We start from the raw sequence: 19,550 nt of genomic DNA on the forward strand, positions 1-19,550 counted from the left end.
GGCGGTAAAGTAATCCCACTGAAGAATCGATGATGACATAAGTAGGATTTTCTTCGAATCGAAGATTTTGTGGTATTTCGATGAAGCGTTCTAGTTTTACTAATCTCCCAAATTAGTGCCATTCGCATACAAGGCAAGGATGACACTTAAGCTTGGTCATCAGTGTTCGCTCCTGGCACTCAGCCGACATTTGAAATTTTCCCTTTCCCGGGCACCTGAACCTGGCTTTAGCATGGATTGCAGTCGCTAAATTGCGATATCCACCTCGGGATTTGGCTATTGCCTGTCTCTCCGATGATACTTTTACTCCGGCCGTGTAAGCGACCGGAGCATAAATTTAAACCCTGTCAGAATACGCTTTAAGCATCGCAAGAACAGCCCAACGAACTGCACCATCTGCGATATTCTCAGGCAGAGCATCAGCCCGCAGATTGATATAAGCGTCAACAGCCATTCTGATGGCAACACCAACGGAGTCACGATCGTGCGTTGCCAACGTGGAAGTCAGCAGACCATCAGGATCAATGCCGTAGAATTCAATGCGGCGAACCCCACGTTGCGGTAGATTTGCGCGACGGTACAGCATTGGTCCCAGCACCTGCTCCCGGAAGAATGCCAGCATACCAATCGCCTCAAAGAGTTCGCCCCTTCCCAGTTTAACCACTGCGTAATGAAGCCAGATCCAGGCTCGGGACTCAAACCACTCCGGCGTCATGTTGGGCCAGTGAGCACTAAATTTTGCCAGTTGTCGCTTCAGAGCAGTGTTATCACGGGTAAATAACACCGCTGGCTCCTCAACGCGTTGAATGAGCATGTCCAGGGTGACAAATTTCAGATCGACATGGAGGAGTTCAGGGCCATACAGGCATATAAGCAGGCGAGGCTCTCCCACATGTTCCCCGGTGAAAGCATGCAGCAGATGGCCTAATGTTCCGGCGAGCTCCCTACGCTGCGTCATAATTTCGTCATAGTAGAGAGGATCTACGACAACGACAAAATCCAGATCGGAGTATTTATCAAATCCGCCATGAATCATTGAGCCGCCAGTAAGAAGGGAATGAATTCGCGAATCTGACTGAAATTTAAGTTTGAGTTGCTCTGCAAAACTTCTGTGTAAATCGGGTAACGTACTCAGCATACTTTTTCCTGTTCACAAAAAATACAAAGCATTTCAGAATATCGAGTAGTTTATATTCAGGCCAGATATTTTTTGCAGGAACAGTTATGCCCTTAGAAAATTTACTCACTTAACCGCATGTCCACTATTGGTCGACATCTGGCACACAGTCGCGCCAGATGCCGTCCTTTTCGTCTAATCTCAGTGATGCTGCAACAACACCTGTGAAATCTTCCTCGCCTCCCCCGCCGGATCCACCGAATGCGTAATCGCCGCCCCCACAATCACCACATCCGGACCTAAGAGCGCATAGTCCTTCACCGTCTGACTGCTGATGCCGCCTGCCACGGCAATCCGTGCTTTCCGGCGCGCCTTCAGCATCGTTATCAAATCATCAATCGGCTTGCGCCCTGCCGCCTGCTGGTCAGTGCCGGTGTGTACCGCCAGCATATCTGCCCCCGCCTCCTCCAGCAGTCGGACCCGTGCGGGGAGATCGTCGACGCAGATCATATCCACCACCACCTGCTTTCCGACCTCTTTCGCCGCGCGGATGCACGACTGGATCGTCAGCACATCAGTCACGCCTAACACCGTGACATAGTCTGCCCCGGCGTCGAAAAGCAGCTGCGACTCAAAATGGCCCCCATCCATAATTTTCGCATCCGCCAGCACTTCCTTATGCGGGTATTTCTCTTTAATGGCTTTAATCGCGTTCACGCCTTCCCGAATAAGAAAGGGGGTTCCTACTTCAATAATATCAACGTCGTCAACCACCTTATCAATAAATACCAGCGCTTCAGGCAGGGTTAACTCGTCCAGGGCAAGCTGTAATTTCATGTTGGTTTCCTTGTGTCGAATGACTATTCGAGGTTGGCGTGCAGCGCAAAACCTTTGGTTAAGCGATATCCAGTCGACTGCGCCAGATTCACTATCATGGCATCCCCCAGCACCATGACCGCCTCTTCAAACAGGCTGCCTCCGGGCAGAATGCCTTTCACGTTATCCGGTCCATCCGGCAGTTTGTCGGTATAGGCCGGGATCCTGACCACTACGTCAGCCAGTTTCCCCAGCGTGGACTCGGGGAAAATGGTCAGCAGGGCCACTGTGCCCCCCAGTTGCTTTGCTTTCGTAGCCACATTCACCAGCGAAGCCGTTTCGCCCGATGCGCTGGCCAGCAGCAGCAGGTCGCCTTTTTGCAGCGCAGGCGTGACCACATCGCCGACAACATGCACCTTCAGGCCGATATGCATCAGGCGCATCGCAAAAGCTTTCAGCATTAACAGCGAACGCCCTGCGCCAAAAACAAATACCGCGTTCGCCTCAGCGATGGCCTGCTCCAGACTCGCCAGTGCGGCACCATCAATCCGCGCCATCGCCTGATGCAGGTCAGTACAGGCAACGCCTGCAACAAATTGCGTTTCCATCATGCGTCCTCCTGACTGAGCGGGAATAAATCATCCTGATACTCGAGCATCCCCATGATTTCCCGGACATAGTTATCGACATGCCCCAGAAAATGGAAACGTTCCGGCGCGGCGCGATAGCGCTGGTAAAGTGGCGTATCGAAGGTGATGCCAAGATGCGGGTTCTCTTTGACGGTGGCGAATTTGATGTGCGGAATATGCGGGTAGTAATGATTCTTGCGCACGCAGAGCTGCCCGTTCTCCTCCACGATGTAGCAGGCCATACCGTGGTAAAACTGCACCGTGTCGTAGTGAACCGCGCAGGGTTTATAGGCCAGGTTGCTGAATACCAGCGGCCCGTCGCCGATATTGATAGAGCAGTGGCCGTAATTCGGCGGCACGATAATGCTCTGCCCCTCCTTCACGACCGCCACGATAAGATCGTCCACCACCAGCTCCTGCGGCGCGACGGCAAAATCCGGCGACTTTTGCAGGATATACGCCGCCGTGCCCTTAATCACTTCATACACTTCCGGATGGGTGTTGCGCCGCGTGTCGTTATAGCCGTGATAATGGCCGCTGGTTTTCTTGCGCTCCTTGCCGATCGTTCCCGGCATGATGATGGTGATGTCGTACTGATACTCATCGGCAGCAAGCCGTTCCTGATCCTCCGCAAAGCTGAGCCCGCGATAAACATCGTAAGCCGGTTCATCACGCAGCGCTTCAGTGAACTCCGGTAAAACCACCGCCATCTGCCCGGCGCTTTTGCGGCCAAAACCGAGATAATTCAGCGGCGGTTTCAGCGCCATTACGCCATCATCATCGAGATACAGCGGCAGGCCGCTGTGGTGTAGCTGTTTCATTTTGCCTCCTGTGTATACGCGTTAGCTGCGCGGATCGCCTCTTTCAGCCGATCGGATTTCATGCCAAAGACGCTTTGAATGTTGTTCCCGACCTCGACGACGCCCGCCGCGCCAAGCTGTTTCAGCAGCGCTTTGTCCACCAGCGTCTTATCCGTCACGTCAATGCGCAGACGTGACATGCACGCTTCGATGCTGGTCATATTCCCCAGCCCGCCATAGGCCAGAATGATGCCGCTCACTAGGTCATTCTGTTCGTTTTCCTGCGCCACAGTGCTTTCTTCGACTTCACGCCCCGGCGTCAGCAAATTCCAGCGACGAATAGCAAAGGTAAACAGGGCGTAGTACAGCGCCCCCATCACCAGCCCGACTGGGAACACCATGTACCAGTGAGGCGCGCGCGGCAGGACGCCAAAGAAGAGATAGTCGATAAGCCCGCCGGAGAAAGAGAGCCCGATGTGCACGCTGAACCACTCCATCAGCAGGAACACCAGCCCCGCCAGGACGGCGTGAATGCCATACAGCACGGGCGCAACAAACAGGAAGGAGAACTCAATCGGCTCGGTGATGCCGCAGACGATGGAGGTGATAGCGCCAGAGAGCATAATACCCTTCACGCGCGCTTTGTTTTCCGGGCTGGCGCAGCGGTAGATCGCCAGCGCAATCGCCGGAATACAGAACATTTTGATAGGCGTCAGCCCGGCCATAAAGGTTCCGGCGGTAATCGGCACCTGGTCTTTCAACTGGGCAAAGAAGATAAGCTGGTCGCCATGCACCACCTGGCCGGCTTTGTTCACGTACTCGCCAAACTGCAGCCAGAACGTCGGCCACCAGACATGGTTAAGACCAAACGGGATCAGCAGCCGCTCGACAAAACCGAACAGGAAGGCGGACACGCCCGGCCCCTGCACCGTCATGGTATTCGACAGGCCATTAATCAGATGCTGCACCGGCGGCCAGACCACCGCCATCACCAGCCCGACAAACAGCGCAGCGAAGGAAGTCACTATCGGCACAAATCGCTTGCCGGAAAAGAACTCCAGCCATGACGGAAGCTGGATGCGGTAATAGCGTTTATACAGCCAGGCGGCGATAATCCCGATAATGATGCCGCCAAACACGCCGGTCTGGAGCGAAGGGATGCCCAGCACCATCGTGTAGTCACGCACCTGCGCCACCGATTCGGGCGTGATCCCAAGAAACTGGCCGATGGTGACGTTCATAATCAAAAACCCGGCGATCGCCGACAACCCGGCAATCCCCTGATCGTCACTGAGTCCTACCGCCACGCCGACCGCAAACAGCAGCGGCAGGTTAGCGAAAATCGCACTGCCCGCTTCCGCCATCAGCTTCAGCACGTGAACCAGCCAGTCAGCGCCGAGAAACGGCAGGCTGGCGACAATATTGGGATCCTGAAAGCTGACGCCGAAGGCCAGCAAAATACCGGCGGCAGGCAGCATGGCAATGGGGATCATTAATGATCGTCCGATGCTTTGTAACATTTGCAGAAGGTTGAATCTTTTCATCTCGATCTCCTGAGCGCGTCTTTATTACAGGGATTCGCACAACAGCAGGTTCTGCTCCGAACACCTTCAGTATCCGAACCCGAGATGATTAAAAAAACAGCAACCAAAGACGAAAGTTATTTCCGGTTTTCGCTTAAAACCGGAAAATTTATGAGGGCAATCACGCCGCAAACCGTCAGAAAGGGATAAAAGAGGAAATCGCGTTCGGCGGGAGGCCATCATATGAATATCTTCGAGGCACATTTTCGCAGGCTGCACGCCCGCTACGGCGCAGGTCAGACGCACGAATTACAGATGCAGGAGATCGCCGCCATCTTCGGCTGTTCAGTGCGTAATTGCCGGATTGCGCTGAAGAAGATGCATCAGGAAAAATGGCTCGACTGGCAGCCGCAGCGCGGACGCGGCAAGCGCTCACGACTCCATCTGTTAACCTCGCCGGAAAAGCTGTTCAGCCAGAACGTCAATAAGCTGCTGGAGAAGCAAGATTACGGCAACGTGCTGCGGTTTATCGGCAACGACAAGTATCTGCTGGATCGCCTGAGCCTGTGGCGCTTTGGGGTACAGGATAAAAGCAGCGAAACGCGGGTACGCATCCCCTACTATCGCAATCTGGATCCGCTTAACCCGCTCGTTCCCCTGCGGCGAACCGAACGCCACCTCCTGCGCCAGTGCCTCAGCGGACTGACGCGCTATGACGCCGTTCAGGGCAGGATCGTCCCCGATATTGCCCACTACTGGACCCACAACGACGACTTTACCCGCTGGGAGTTCTGGCTAAAATCCACCGCCCGCTTTGCCGATGGCTGTGAGCTGGATGCCAGCGCCGTTCAGCGCTGCCTGCTCGCCGCCAGCCAGAGCCCGCAGTTCGCGCCGCTTTTCAGCCCAATCAAAACCATCACCGCTGACGCCCCCTGGCATCTGGTAATTGAAACGCATCATCCGGTCAGACGGCTCGACTGCCTGCTCGCCACCCAGCCGACGATGCTGTTTGATTACCAGCACGGACACATCCGCTGTACCGGCGCTTTCCACCTGCAGGAGCACAGCGACAACTTTATGGTCCTGCGGCGCAATCAACACTGGCACCAGGCGCGGCCCGGACTGGATGAGATCACCATTTTCACCTGGGCTCCGGAGCATATCAGCATGAGCTTTATTCCCCTGCTGCGGGGCGAAGAGGCGCAGGATGATCGCCCGCTCAACGAGCGCAGTCTGGAGCAGGGGTGCTGCTTTGTGCTGCTCGACGGTGACGGGGCCTTTGCAGATGAGGCCGGAAGACGGTTTATCAATTACCTTCTGCAACCTGTCGAACTCCTCAGCCAGACGCAGCTTCCCGACGAATACGCGCGCATCCTCTCCGTGGCTCAGGGCATGCTGCCGCAGTGGAACCACCGCCCGGTGGATTTCGGCGGGGTCACCGCGCCGTTTAACCTGCGTCAGCCGGTGATCATCAGCACCTTTCAGCAGCCGGAACTGGTGGAGCTTGCCGGGGCGATTCGCATCCTGCTTGAGCGCTGGCATATTCGCGCCGAGATACGGATCGACGCATTTGACAACTTTAACAGCCAGCCACGCCCTCCTGCGGATATCTGGCTCAGCAACTTTATGCTCGATACCCTTTCGGTTCCGGCGTTTCTGGAATGGCTGGCGTCCACCGCGCTGTTTACGCGCTTGCCTGAAGCCCAGCGACGAAACCTGAACGCGCTGCTGCCGACGATTCTTAACAGCAACGATGAACAGGCATTCGCAACCATTGCCGCCTTTTTCCATGAGATTACCCACCAGCGATATGTCATTCCTTTGCTGCATCACTGGATGGAATTTGCGACCGAGAAGTCATTTACCTGGCGGGATTTAAATACGCTGGGATGGCCGGATTTTAGCCAACTTTGGCTCGAATAATGCTACGCCCGCAAAAGCTCGCTAAAGGGCCTTTAAAGGCCTTTAAGGGTAAGGGAGAGAAGTGCGGGATTTGGGGTGGGGGAACGTTTGGCCATCCGTATGGGCGATTCCATCAAATCCATCCGCAGCACCCTTTACGGTCTACCGATACCTACATTCAGAACGTCCGGTAGACGAAGCTAAAATGCCCATTCTCAATGCCTATACCTTCAGCTGCTACATAGTTTTGGACATGACGATTTATTAAAAGGCTCATAAAGGTTCAAATCATTACATAATAACTATTATTGTTTCTTATCAATAAATTATGGAAAAACATACCTTGACCGAGGCATCCATAGTGCTATGTTTACGGTAAGCGACACAGCGCTTGGGCTGCACTCCTGAGGGACCATGACATTCGAGGATGATGCCTGTCTGCTATGTCAGGTTGGTCAAACCCTTCGCCCCGCAAGCGAGACAATCAGCAAGGAAGATTAATAGTATTGGCAATCTGTAGCGAAGAGTTGCAGTACTGCCCCTTCCATCATCCACAATGATAGCTATCAGTAAGTTAACGAAAATGAGAGGGCATCGGAAATGCTCGAAGTTGAATTTCAGGAATGGTTGAAGAGCAGAGGCGCCAAAACGCAAGCAGGCCTCAATTCCCGTATTTATGCTGTCAAAACTATAGAAAAAAATCTCGCAGCACTTGGTTCTCCTCATGCAGATCTGGATGCAGCCTACCAGGCGGATGGATTTGCGCAATTGCGGCAGCGGATCAAAGAGATTCGCCGTGATGCCAAAGACAACGGCAATGACTATCGGTTACTAATGCCTGAATCAGAGCAACCGCTTAACCGATTGTCCAACTGGAATAGCTGGCTCGGACAATATGGACGTTTTCTGAGCGGTGATGACTCTCAGGCCGACGAAATTCGGGATTATGTCCTTGAAAACTACATCACCCCAGCCAGAGAGCGAGGTGACGCAAGTGTCACCCTGGTAGTTGGTCCTCTGAATACTGAAATGGGTCTCGACAAGGGATGGCCGAACATCTGTCAGGCTCTTGATGGTCAAAAATTTCAGGAACTAGCGGATGTTCCCCCTCCGGTGACGGAAGGGCCTAAAAAGAGCACAACCCGGAAATATACGTTCATCCTTACGGAAGGAAGCGAACTGGTGGCCCAGACTAAACCAACTCCGACTAACCTTATTTTTTACGGTCCTCCAGGTACCGGAAAGACCTATCACACGGCGAGGGAAGCCGTAGCGCTCTGCGATGGCAAAGATGCCTATCCGAACTCAAAAGATGGGCGTGCGGCCCTGATGGCGCGCTATAACGAACTGATGGCAGAAAAGAGGATCTCTTTCGTCACATTCCACCAGAGCTATGACTACGAAACCTTCGTTGAGGGCCTTCGTCCAGAAATTGGTGAAGATGAGTCTTCGTCTGCTGGATTCAGACTCATGCCTACGCCGGGGCTCTTCAGAGAAATTTGTGCCCTTGCCGATCAGGCCAGAACACAACCCCGTGCACAGACAGATGCCTCGGCACTGCAACTATCCCAAAAACGCTTCTGGAAAATGGGGCAAGGGACAATTGGCACCGAAGACGATGTGTATGAAGATGCCCGCGACAATGGGTATATCGCTCTGGGTTGGGGTGGGACCATAGACTGGAGCGCGGATAGATTCTCATCGTTCAACGCGATTCATGATGAATGGATCAAGCAAAATCCAGGGAATCTGACGCCTAGTAACTGGACGCAAACCTATCCCTTCCGTTGCGAAATGAAGCCTGGTGATATCGTGATTGTCCCTTACGGGAACACTGCGTTTCGCGCTATCGCTGAAATAACTGGTGATTACTATTTCGTTCCTGAAGCCGAAGGTTACTATGCCCACCGCCGCCCAGTTCGCTGGCTACTGACCCTTGATGAACCACTGCCACTCGATACAATTATCGATGGTAACTTCACCATGCGGACGCTCTATTCCATTGCCACCAGTCGTGTGAATATCCCGGCGCTAGGCAGACTGCTCTCAAGTACAGAGAACATAGATAATAGTTCCGATGTTAAAGGACAACCAGAACAATTCGTCCTCATTATTGATGAGATCAACCGGGCAAATATCTCGAAAGTGTTCGGTGAGCTGATTACGTTAATTGAGCCGGATAAACGTCTTGGAATGCCTGATGCACTCACCGTAACTCTGCCTTATTCGAAAAAGAAAGATTTTGGCATCCCCGCCAACCTTCATATCATAGGCACCATGAATACCGCCGATCGATCCATCGCATTGCTCGACACAGCATTAAGGCGGCGATTCAACTTCCGGGAAATGGCTCCCGACGCGACCTTGCTAAGTGAAGTAGAGGGGATCGATCTCAAAGCCGTTCTTACCACCATCAACCAGCGTATTGAATATCTTATAGGCCGGGAATATCGCATTGGACACGCCTTCTTTATCAATTGTGAATCCAGGGCACAAGTTGAAGATGCAGTGCGCAATAAGGTCATACCGCTGTTACAAGAGTATTTCTTCGAGGACTGGAGCCGAATCGCGACAGTGCTGGGCGATGGTTTTATGCAGGAAGAGCAGATTTTACCGCCACCCGGAATAGAGGGGGAACCATTATCAAGCTGGTCGGTACGTGCACCGTTCAGAAATGACGCCTTTGATCGACTGATAGGCAAAACCAGAACGTTAAATGTCACCGATCTTGAGGTGGCTGGTGAATCGAAAGAATGACGCACCTCACGGTTCGCGAATGGGGTGGTGTTTGTGTGAACACTGAAAGCAGCATAAACGCTCCTCATGCTTTTACCCGCCCTCAGGCTAACGCGCTGCTTACGGCGGCGCGCGAGCATCCGCTGGCAAATCAGCACGGTACTAATATCTTAATCGATCGCCATAACAAAATTATTGCCGGGCAAATAGTTGGGGTCATTGCCGCTCCGGGATGTAGCCTTGAGATCCTGCCCAAATTCGACGACGAGACGATAGAACCGGACGCCACAATACGCAATCGCCTGATACGTATGCTTGATGTCGCCCTCGGCCTTAAACTCGGCAATGGACAGGCTGCAACAATGGCGAGACAAGCTGAAAGCTTACTTGAGATACTCATCCGCTTGTTCGCCGAGCGACTCTTATCTGAAGTACATCGGGGATTACCGCGCACCTATTTGGCACAGGAAGACGATTTGCCCTCATTGCGCGGAAGGCTCAATATCAAACGACAATTCACTACGCTTGCCGTCCGCCCCGACCGTCTCGCCTGTCGTTACGACGAACTGTCGGCTGATACCGCCCTGCTTCGAATTATGAAGGCGTGTGTAGTTCTGATTCACCATTATGCCCGCGCTGCTGATACGCTCCGTCGTCTGAATGAATTGCGCATCCTGTTAGCGGGTGTTAGCGACGTCCCTTTCAGTCATCTGCCGTGGTCACAGGTACGGATCGACCGAACCAATCATCGCTGGGAAGCCCTCTACAATCTGGCACGTCTTCTCCTGCGACGCGACTGGCAAGCTACACACCACGATAAACGAGCGCAGAACGGGATTACACTGCTTTTCCCAATGAACGACCTGTTCGAGGCATATATAGCGGCGCTGGCGAAGCGTGCTGTACGCGGTACGGAATGGACGGTTCGTGCACAGGCAGGCAGATTATACTGTCTGATCGAGGACGTAAAAGAAGGCAAACCACGCTTCCAGACCCGACCGGATCTGCTTATCGAGCGGGACCATCAGATTGTTATGATCATAGACACTAAATGGAAGCGTATTGGGCGTCATCCCGAAGATGCCAGGCATGGCATATCGCAGGCTGATGTCTACCAAATGATGGCCTATGCACGGATTTATCAACGCCCACAAGTTATGCTTCTCTATCCACATCATGCAGGTCTGGGAACGCAACCTCTGAATGCAGGCTATAGGATTATAGCAGGCAAGGAACAATTACAGGTGGCTAGTGTGAATCTGGTTCTCGATGAGGACAAGATTGTCGAGCAGTTAATTAACCTACTCGGCATCAACACGCAGTGAGGTGAAAATGCGAGACCGGTGCACCTTGAGGCTCGGCACTCTCAATAACCTCAATCCATGATTTAGGCTCATACTTACATGATCATTTAATGCATTTAATATATAGGGCTTATTCTCTTGGTACGTAGAGAATAACAGTAGGACATGTCCGCTATGAGCGAGGAGCGGACATCCTCACTATTTTACTCTTATCAAAAAATAGTGAGTCAAGCTTGATGTAAAATATAGAATTAAACTTGTATTAAGTGATATTTTCATCTCTATGTTATTAATATTTTAAATTAACATTCTTGTTCCAAATTAATCAGGAGGTTTTATGGGTAAGAATAGTCAAAGTAGACGCGTGAATAAGAAAAAGCAGAAAAACGAAAAAACAAGAGAGTTAGCTGCAAAGAAAAACAAAATGATGTACATGAAACCTGATATATTCTTTGATGAGTCGGGTAATACCGGCGGAAATTTACTTGATTCAACACAACCTTTTTTCACCTTAAGTTCAAGTAGCATTAATAAACCAGATGCACTTAAAGCATTAGAGCTAACTGGAAGCAAGTCACCAACAGAAGCTCACTTTAAAACTCTTAGACGTAGAAAATCAGGCCAAGATGGAATTATTAGACTGCTTGAAAGCAAGTACGTCAATGAAGAAAATGTCAAAATCTTTTTGGTCGATAAAAAGTATATGTTAACAACAAAAATTGTTGATATTTTAATCGAAACATGGTGTTTCAATCGAGGGTTAGATCTTTATAGAAATGGGCAAAATCTTGCTCTATCTAATGTTTATTATTTCTGTTTCCCAGCTTTCTGTGGAGAGGAGAAAACAGATAAAATGTATCAAAAATTTATGAGCATGGTTAGAAATCAAACCCCTGAATCTATTGATGAATTTTACACGTCAGTTGATGAGCTAAAGGCATGTTCAAGCGACCAAAGGTTTGTAGACACAATCAATAGAATTAGCATTACCAAAAATGAAATTGATGACATTCTAGAAGATGTTGAAAAAAATACACTAGATCCTTCCATACCCTCTCTCTTCAAACACTGTATAGAATGGGGTAAATTATATCCCAACGGTTTTTATATTAAGCATGACGATTCCAAAGCGATTACAGAACAACAAGATATCTTTAATAAATTTATGGATATGTCAAAAATTACGGAGGTATATGGATATGATAGAAGGACTTTTGAGTTACCAATTAAAGCTCGCTCTTTGACATTTCATTCATCGCAAGAATATCCTCAACTACAAATCGCAGATATAGTAGCAAGTGCGGCAGCTTATTATGTTAATTGTTTAAAACGAAATGAATTAGATGATTATCTCTTTAAAGAGCTCAAAAGAATTAAAATAGATAACTATTTTAAAGATATGGTTATATGGCCTACAACATATGTTACGCCTCAAGAACTAGGAACAGTCTATACCGGTGGACTAAATCCGGCGAATGGAGTTGCAGAGTATCTTTCTCAATATCAATAGCTGATTTCCTGTTCAATTTGGGTCGCATTAGCGGCCTTTTTCTTCCCGCATTTTCTTGGCCGTACGCTTGATTAACGCACCACAACATAGCAACATCCGCTCCTGGCACGAAGCGGACATTGGCAGCCTCAACAACATGAGAAGCATTAAGGTGTATTAACCAATGGATGGAAAGCAAGTCGGTTTATTGTGCCAGCCCAACTTTTACGAAAGGGCTACCGTGACTGCGCGATTTTTTGATTAGCTTGCCTACGTATAATTCTCTGACTTCTGGTGATGCAATTCGCCCAACAAACTCTGAACGGTTGGTTTCGGGGGGGATAATCAGTTCCCGAGTAAAGTACTGTTGAGAGCCTGCCTTTAGCCAGCACTGTATCTCGTAGACTTCCATCACCAAACCGCCGTAGGTTGCGTATGCAAATTGCAGGTTTTCATCTTTTGGTACCTTTGCCCAGACGCCACGCGTAGCTTCATATAATGCAAGTGCACTCATGCCAGACTTGTAGGTGCTGTTTAGCAAAAAAGCGAGCCCTGCATGTTCAGGTGCAATTTCCGTCTCTTGCTTAAGAAGGAGATGGTTGAGCTCATCCAGCGTGATTCGCCCCATAAGTGAGCTGCTTCCTCGTACTTTGTTGGTCAGTTCTCCAACACCTAAGAGATCAATACATGTTGCTTCAACAAGCTTCGCGGTTGCCTCATCCATGCCATGGCGTAGTATGTCGATTCCCAGATTTCCTGTTTTTAACAGATGATTAATTCGTTCTGATTTCGGAGAGCCATCATTACACTTTATATGATCAAGACAGCGTTCTGACTTGCCTTTGCCTATATAAAACGGTTTTTTTGATACATCTTCAGTGTCATAAAATGCATAAACATAGAACTTAGCCATCCCTAACGCTTTCGAGTATTTTGAAAAATCTTTCACAACCTTGCTTCCTTAGGACAAAAGTACTTAATTTCCCTATCGGCACTATAGTTCAGAACTTAAGAGCAAAACAAATAGCATATAGATTGACTGATCTGCCCCCATTGATAAATAAGGGCCAAAGTTAGCAACGTCCGCGTGTGGCATTCAACGGACGGCTAGCAAGATCATGAAGAGCGTTATAAGCAAGGAGCGAACATAGTTTTCATCTGTACTGTTTATAGCGACGCTGACTGGATGCAGGGTGTCGCAGGAGGGATGCTTCGGGGCGTATTGGACGTCGCACCAGCTCCCCTCCGCAGTTCGGGCACAGGCCATTAATTCGTTGGGTCACGCAATCTACGCAAAACGTGCATTCGAATGAACAGATGTATGCCTCTTTTGATTCAGGTGGCAGATCTTTATCACAGCATTCGCAATTAGGACGGAGTTCAAGCATGGTGCTCTCTTATTGTTAAAGGGACATCATTGGATATACCAAAGGCCAACTACCTGTATCGCCTTCGGTTGTTTGTGTGTATTAGATGAGCATGATCTACAGTCAGGAAAAATCAAGAGAATGAATTATTCGACAGAAACGCTCATTTTTTGGAAAGAACGACCAACCTACAACTTCCACCAGAGCCTCAACCAACACGCAAACTCTCGCCCCCACAATCACATTTAAAATCAATCAGATACAAAAACCCCTTCCATATCAACATCATCGCCACTCTTTTTGCGCCTTCCCCTTCGCGCAAAAAATAAAAATCCCCAACAAAATCAACCACATCAATCACAAATTACAAGGACGCCAGCACCAAAATTCTCCATCGGTGATTACCAGAGTCATCCGATGAAGTCCTAAGAGCCCGCACGGCGCAAGCCCTGCGGGCTTTTTTGTGGCTGCAATTTATCCCGCGAAGTTCGCAAAACATTCCGGCTACACTGGAACATTACGCCATCAAACATTGTTTCGCTCATGTTCAATAAGCCATTCCTTGCGCGAAATACCGCCGCCGTAACCCGTCATCTTTCCATCTTTGCCAATTATCCTGTGACAAGGGATCACAATCGCAATCCGGTTTGCACCATTAGCAGCAGCGACGGCGCGTACAGCATTGGGCTTATTCATCCTTAGCGAAATGGCCTGATAGTGCGAGGTCTGTCCATAGGGAACAGCACGCAACTCATGCCAGACGGATTGTTGAAAATCGCTGCCAGGGGCATCTACAGAGAGCTCAAACTGTCGGCGAGTTCCAGCAAAATACTCGCTGATTTCTTTTACTGCCTGCCGGGTATGGCTGTTTTCTCCGGTGACAATTCTGGCGTTAAATAAACGCTGGATATCGCGGAACTCTGTTTCTAACATCCGGCGATCGGTAAACTCCAGCAGACAGACTCCCCGCTCTGTCGCACAGACAAACATAGGCCCAAGCGTAGTGGTAAACCGATGAATGACAATCACCTCGGCTGCCTGAGTCGGCGCTGCGCCAGTAAGCCGCTTGTAGGTGTAACCAAACCCGCTCAGGGATTCATAGCCATTGTCCAGCGCAACGTCAGTAGCCGCTCGCCCGCTTTTCAGCTCCTGCAGGGCAACGTTCACCCGCTGCATTCGCTGGAAAGCCTGAAAAGTGATGCCGTGATGTTGCAGGAACCAACGCCTTACCCGCTCCGGACTGATCCCCTGCTGGCGAAGCTGCGCGTCAGCCACGCGGGATTTAATATCGCGCCTGACAAGCGCAAGCGCCTGTTCAACATATAATGGCGCGCTGTGCGCATTTTCAGCGGGTCTGCAGACTTTACAGGGACGAAACCCGGCCGCCAGGGCAGATTTGGCATCTTTATAAAATTCGACATTTTCGCGCCTGGGCTTTCGCGCCCGGCATACCGAAATGCAGAATACGCCAGTGGTTTTGACGCCAACAAAAAATACGCCGGTATATTCTGAATCTCGTTCGAGTAATGCCTGATACCAGATATCACACAAATTCTTATCGGTTATTTTCATCGCTAAAAAGTCCTGCAAACGTCTGACGAGTTCGAATCGTATGCATTACATCACTCAGCCTTGACTGCATGACTGAATGAACAAAATTGCCCATTGAAATGCGGTTTACCCCGGCCAGCTTAAGCCTGTCGAACGACGGAAGATCGGGCATACACATGACGTTCAGGGGCAGACCCGTTGCCTCTGCAATGAGGCTGATGTCTTTCTCTGACGTCAGACAGGGAACAAAAAGGCCATCAGCACCAGCTGCTTTATAGCGCTGACCCCGTAATATCGTCTCCTGCAATGCGTCTTCATGCCCGAGCAGGTAGGCGTCAGTCCGGATGTTCAGAAACAGGCTACAGTTTTCTCTTCTCAGCGCATTGCTTACTGTTCCCAGATTACGGGAAAAATCAGAGACATCGTCAAGCTGACGCCCCCCATTAATGACTCTGCTGTCTTCAAGGTTGACGCCTGATACGCCTGTCTGAGCAAGGCGCCTGAGATTAGCGACTATCTCTTCGGCTGAATCACCATATCCGGCTTCCATGTCAACGCTCAATGGCAGGCTGTTGACAGCCCGGATACGGGTGACCACATAAAATAACTCATCAAACGGCATTCCCTGCCCGTCTTCATATCCCAGCGTGGACGCTATTGCTGCACTGGACGTTCCCAGTGCCTGGTAGCCTGCTTCTTGCGCTGCGACAGCGCTGGCGGCGTCCCAAACGTTGGCGATCAGCAGGGGCTCATGCTGGTTGTGGAGTTCTGCAAAATTCATATTCATCTCCTCTCAATAGATTGAAAATGAATCTAAGCATTCAGTAAGAACGTCACAACCGAAATTCAGACGACCATTTTTTTAGCAAGCGTAGTCTGGATTCGCAGAGCGGCCCGTTTGAAAGACCAGTCAGATCTGGTGTAAACCAGATGCGCTAACCTGCATTTTAAGCTTATTAATGAACCAGCGCCCGGCCGGGCCTGGAGGATGTTCTTCTAAATGCACGGCCTGCATGGCAAAGCCCGGTCCGACATCAGGCTGCATCTGCAAATTCAACGTGACCAGTTTACCCGTCGCAAGATCCTCCTCAACCACTGGCAGCGGCATATAGCCCCAACCAAGCCCGGCGCGCAGGAAGGCGTGCTTCGCGCCCATATCGGCCAAATGCCAGGTTTTTGACGACATCACGCCAAAGCTCCGGCCCACGGTAAGCGACGAGCGATCGGCCAGCACCAGCTGAACGTGTTCCGCTAAAAGCGAGCGGAGGATCGGCCCTGGCAGGTTAGCCAGCGGATGTTCAGGAGAGACAACGGCCACGGCTGGCACGCTGAGAAGAAATTCTGAGGTACATTCAGGCGGAATATGCGGCAGCGAGCCGATAATCGCCACCCGACAGTGGCCGTCCAGCAGAGGCTGGAGCACCGCCCCTAACGCTTCCACATACAAACGCAGCGGCGTGTCGGGAAAGATCTGATGAAACGCCTGCACCGCAGCGGTGAGCTGCGCAACGGGAAACATCACATCGACGGAGACCGCCAGTTCAGGCTCCAGGCCTTCGGCTAAGGTGCGCGCCTTAGCCTTAAAGGCGTCCATCCCGGCAGCGGCAAGGCGCGCCGCTTCCAGCATCGCGACGCCCGCCGCCGTCAGTTTCGGATAACGCCCTGAGCGATCGAATAATGGAAACCCGACCTGCGCCTCAAGATTGGCCAGCGTCGCGCTGACAACCGACTGCGCGCGCCGCAGTTTACGCCCGGCGGCCGAAAAACTTCCCTCATCAACGGCGGCAATAAATGTGCGCAGTTGATCAACAGACATACCGTCCAGCATGTATCGCTCCGGCAGATGGAATCTATCTAATTATATAGGCTATTCAGATAGGTCGAAGATTACTACTCTCTACGCATGTTCACTACTCTTCCTGAAGGAAATTACGCATGAAAACAACAACTGTAGGTATTATCGGCGCTGGTGCAATCGGGCAAGCCTTTGCGAAACAGCTGGTAAATGCGGGCATGAACGTTATTCTGAGCAACAGCCGCGGGCCGGAAAGCCTGTCTGATGTGGTTGAAGGATTGGGTCGTGGTGCTCGCGCCGGCACCGCTCAGCAGGCCGCTGAAGCCGACATCGTTTTTGTCAGCACTAACTGGGACAAAACCGAAGCCGCGTTAAGCGGAATTACCTGGAATGGACGCATCCTGATTGATGCCACGAACCCGGTACTTTTGCCAGGCTATAAGCTGGCAGAACTGGGGGGGAAAAACTCAAGCCAGGTTGTGACCCAGTGGGCGCCGGGAGCACGCGTCGTCAAAGCCTTCAATACCCTTCTTGCAGGGGTGCTGGCTCAGGATCCGGCGCAAGCGGGTGGCCGTCGTGTCGTCTTTATCTCCGGAGACGATGCAGATGCGAAGGCGGAAGTGAAAGCGTTAGCCGGGCAGCTGGGCTTCGCAAGCATTGATTTAGGCAGTCTTGAGATCGGCGGGACGCTACAACAATTCCCTGGTGGGCCTCTTCCGGCGGTTAATCTGGTGCAACTGGCATAGCAAAAGGCAACGATAACGATGACTCAGCGAACTTCCGCAGAGACGTTTGAAGAATACCTTCCCGGCAAGCTGCTCAGGGAGCATCGGGCGCAATCTTCCCGGGATGTATTCGTTCAAATTCTGGCCCGCAGACAAGTCCAGGAAAACGTCATTATTCCGGCGGTTCCGGAGCCCTTTATCGTCTGGATCCTCTCTGGTCAAGCCGTTGTTGAGGAGCGCTCCCCCGGCGAGGCGTGGTTAGCAAACCGCGTTACCGCAGGCGATTTCTTTCTCACGACGGCGGCCTCTCCCACTGAAATGCGGTGGCAAGCCGAGCCAGATATACCGTTCGTCGTCATGCACGTGTATATCGGCGTGGCCATGATGCAGGAGTGTGAACTGCGGGAAGTCTCCGGCGCGCGCGACGAAACGCTATCCGCCCTGCTGGAACAGATACGCCAGGAGCTGTATCTGCAAACGCCCCCAAGCGGCCCCTTTATCCAGGGAATTGCCCAGGCGCTGGCGGTACACCTGGTTCGCACCTACGGCACGCGTACGAAACGACACCGTGGGGGGCTACAGGCATTTAAACTGCACCGGGTCTTCACGGCAATGCGAGAAGGGTTGGCCCAGCCGTTTGACCTGGCACGGCTGGCTAAGCTTACCGATCTCAGCGAATACCATTTCAGCCGCGCCTTCAAACAGTCGACCGGGCTTTCGCCTTCCCACTATTTTATCCGGCTACGCATGGAGGAAGCGCGCCGCATGCTGTCGGAAACCAATGATTCTATTATCAATATTGCTTTGAACGTGGGATACACCAGCCCCAGCCACTTTGCTGCCGTCTTCCTCAGGCATAACGGCGTAACGCCCTCGCACTATCGCAGCGATATCGTTCGCAGCAAAAGTCCGACAGTTTGAGCAAAAGCCCGCGCGAAGCCACCGCCTGAAACATCCATTATTGACCCGTACTTCAGACGTTCTTTCTGAAGCGTTGAAATTAACTCTCACGAGGATCAGTTATGGAACTTAAAGATAAAGTCGCTCTCATCACCGGTGCTTCAAGCGGGATTGGTGCCGCCACGGCAAAAAAATTAGCGGCACAGGGCGTCAGGGTCGGTCTCGCCGCCCGCCGCCTGGATCGCCTGCAGGCGCTGGTCTCTGAAATTGAGGCTGCCGGCGGTGAAGCCATTGCGCTGGTTATGGACGTCACTGACCCGGCCTCGGTTAATGAAGGGGTCGCGACACTGCACAAACGCTATGGCCACATTGATATCGCCTTCAATAACGCCGGGCTGATGCCGCTCTCTGATATTGCCAGCCTCAAAGTCGATGAATGGCACCGAATGGTAGACGTGAACGTAAAAGGCCTGTTTAACACCGTAGCGGCCGTACTGCCGATTATGCAGTCGCAGCGGTCTGGTCACATCATCAATACCTCGTCGATCGCCGGGCGCAAAACGTTCCCCGGGCTTGGGGTGTACTGTGCGACGAAGCACGCCGTTGCCGCCTTCTCGGATATTTTGCGTATGGAGCTGGCGCCGCAGTTCAACATTCGCGTCACATCGCTCCAGCCGGGTGCCGTAGAAAGTGAATTATTCGAGCATATCAGTGACGACAATTATCGCGCGCAGATGGAACAGCTGAAGGAGAAGATGACGTTCCTGAAAGCCGATGATATCGCCGACTCGATTGTTTACGTGCTGCAGGCACCGGAACATGTGGACGTGGCAGAGCTGTTTATTATGCCGACCGAGCAGCCGTGGTAAGAAAGTAAAGCGGGTCAGGCAACGGCC

At 51.4% G+C, this 19,550-nt stretch carries 17 protein-coding genes; 7 read left to right on the forward strand and 10 right to left on the reverse strand.

Translation table 11 applies throughout. The features are described from left to right. Nucleotides 1-337: 337 nt before the first annotated feature. The 5 genes from ACR42C_RS17385 to ptsG form a co-directional block, all read right to left on the reverse strand. Nucleotides 338-1,138 (reverse strand): nucleotidyltransferase domain-containing protein, encoded by an 801-nt coding sequence (locus ACR42C_RS17385; protein WP_479984373.1) that lies wholly within the window; start codon nt 1,136-1,138, stop codon nt 338-340. Nucleotides 1,139-1,318: 180 nt separating this feature from the next. After that, the gene (hxlA, locus tag ACR42C_RS17390; RefSeq protein ID WP_209419741.1) at nt 1,319-1,954 is read right to left on the reverse strand and encodes a 3-hexulose-6-phosphate synthase; all 636 of its coding nucleotides are present in this window, start codon (nt 1,952-1,954) and stop codon (nt 1,319-1,321) included. A 23-nt stretch (nt 1,955-1,977) separates the two neighbouring features. Next, a complete protein-coding gene (gene hxlB / locus ACR42C_RS17395) occupies nt 1,978-2,541 on the reverse strand; it encodes a 6-phospho-3-hexuloisomerase (protein ID WP_177339878.1) in 564 nt (187 codons plus the stop codon). Then, nucleotides 2,541-3,383 (reverse strand): glucose-6-phosphate isomerase family protein, encoded by an 843-nt coding sequence (locus ACR42C_RS17400; protein ID WP_209419740.1) that lies wholly within the window; start codon nt 3,381-3,383, stop codon nt 2,541-2,543. Before ACR42C_RS17400 ends, hxlB begins: the two co-directional genes overlap by 1 nt. Further along, the gene (gene ptsG, locus ACR42C_RS17405) at nt 3,380-4,906 is read right to left on the reverse strand and encodes a glucose-specific PTS transporter subunit IIBC (protein WP_209419739.1); all 1,527 of its coding nucleotides are present in this window, start codon (nt 4,904-4,906) and stop codon (nt 3,380-3,382) included. The genes ACR42C_RS17400 and ptsG overlap by 4 nt, the downstream gene beginning before the upstream one ends. A 222-nt stretch (nt 4,907-5,128) precedes the next feature. On the opposite strand from ptsG, the gene ACR42C_RS17410 reads away from it, so the two are divergent. The 4 genes from ACR42C_RS17410 to ACR42C_RS17425 all read left to right on the forward strand — a co-directional run bounded on the left by ACR42C_RS17410 (nt 5,129) and on the right by ACR42C_RS17425 (nt 12,337). After that, entirely contained in the window at nt 5,129-6,808 is a 1,680-nt protein-coding gene (locus ACR42C_RS17410; RefSeq protein WP_479984374.1) for an SgrR family transcriptional regulator, read from the forward strand. Nucleotides 6,809-7,387: 579 nt separating this feature from the next. Next, complete coding sequence (locus ACR42C_RS17415) at nt 7,388-9,544, forward strand: AAA family ATPase (RefSeq protein ID WP_095123813.1); 2,157 nt, start codon at nt 7,388-7,390, stop codon at nt 9,542-9,544. Further along, nucleotides 9,541-10,848 (forward strand): McrC family protein, encoded by a 1,308-nt coding sequence (locus tag ACR42C_RS17420; protein ID WP_479984375.1) that lies wholly within the window; start codon nt 9,541-9,543, stop codon nt 10,846-10,848. The genes ACR42C_RS17415 and ACR42C_RS17420 overlap by 4 nt, the downstream gene beginning before the upstream one ends. A gap of 316 nt (nt 10,849-11,164) precedes the next feature. Continuing rightward, nucleotides 11,165-12,337 (forward strand): DUF3800 domain-containing protein, encoded by a 1,173-nt coding sequence (locus ACR42C_RS17425; RefSeq protein ID WP_209419737.1) that lies wholly within the window; start codon nt 11,165-11,167, stop codon nt 12,335-12,337. Between the two features lie 184 nt (nt 12,338-12,521). Here the strand turns inward: ACR42C_RS17425 and ACR42C_RS17430 are convergent, their stop codons facing one another. The 5 genes from ACR42C_RS17430 to ACR42C_RS17450 form a co-directional block, all read right to left on the reverse strand. Next, nucleotides 12,522-13,265 (reverse strand): LEM-3-like GIY-YIG domain-containing protein, encoded by a 744-nt coding sequence (locus ACR42C_RS17430; protein WP_039274301.1) that lies wholly within the window; start codon nt 13,263-13,265, stop codon nt 12,522-12,524. Nucleotides 13,266-13,470: 205 nt separating this feature from the next. Next, nucleotides 13,471-13,704 (reverse strand): DUF1272 domain-containing protein, encoded by a 234-nt coding sequence (locus ACR42C_RS17435; protein WP_479984376.1) that lies wholly within the window; start codon nt 13,702-13,704, stop codon nt 13,471-13,473. 504 nt (nt 13,705-14,208) lie between these two features. Then, nucleotides 14,209-15,255 carry a bifunctional transcriptional activator/DNA repair enzyme AdaA gene (locus ACR42C_RS17440; RefSeq protein WP_479984377.1) on the reverse strand — a complete coding sequence of 349 codons (1,047 nt, stop codon included), beginning with the start codon at nt 15,253-15,255 and terminating at the stop codon, nt 14,209-14,211. After that, nucleotides 15,239-16,015: an isocitrate lyase/PEP mutase family protein gene (locus ACR42C_RS17445; RefSeq protein WP_316380186.1), complete on the reverse strand. Its 777-nt coding sequence runs from the start codon at nt 16,013-16,015 to the stop codon at nt 15,239-15,241. Before ACR42C_RS17445 ends, ACR42C_RS17440 begins: the two co-directional genes overlap by 17 nt. Before the next feature lie 129 nt (nt 16,016-16,144). Continuing rightward, nucleotides 16,145-17,050 carry a LysR family transcriptional regulator gene (locus tag ACR42C_RS17450; RefSeq protein WP_316380185.1) on the reverse strand — a complete coding sequence of 302 codons (906 nt, stop codon included), beginning with the start codon at nt 17,048-17,050 and terminating at the stop codon, nt 16,145-16,147. Nucleotides 17,051-17,169: 119 nt separating this feature from the next. On the opposite strand from ACR42C_RS17450, the gene ACR42C_RS17455 reads away from it, so the two are divergent. From ACR42C_RS17455 to ACR42C_RS17465, 3 genes are all read left to right on the forward strand, one after another. Continuing rightward, nucleotides 17,170-17,775 carry an NADPH-dependent F420 reductase gene (locus ACR42C_RS17455; protein ID WP_061097333.1) on the forward strand — a complete coding sequence of 202 codons (606 nt, stop codon included), beginning with the start codon at nt 17,170-17,172 and terminating at the stop codon, nt 17,773-17,775. Nucleotides 17,776-17,793: 18 nt separating this feature from the next. Then, nucleotides 17,794-18,675, forward strand: coding sequence for a helix-turn-helix domain-containing protein (locus ACR42C_RS17460; RefSeq protein ID WP_479984378.1), 882 nt, complete (start codon nt 17,794-17,796; stop codon nt 18,673-18,675). 101 nt (nt 18,676-18,776) lie between these two features. Beyond that, a complete protein-coding gene (locus ACR42C_RS17465; protein ID WP_316380182.1) occupies nt 18,777-19,523 on the forward strand; it encodes an SDR family oxidoreductase in 747 nt (248 codons plus the stop codon). Nucleotides 19,524-19,550 lie beyond the last annotated feature (27 nt).

It is taken from the genome of Enterobacter sp. MG-EB028, from assembly GCF_056673305.1.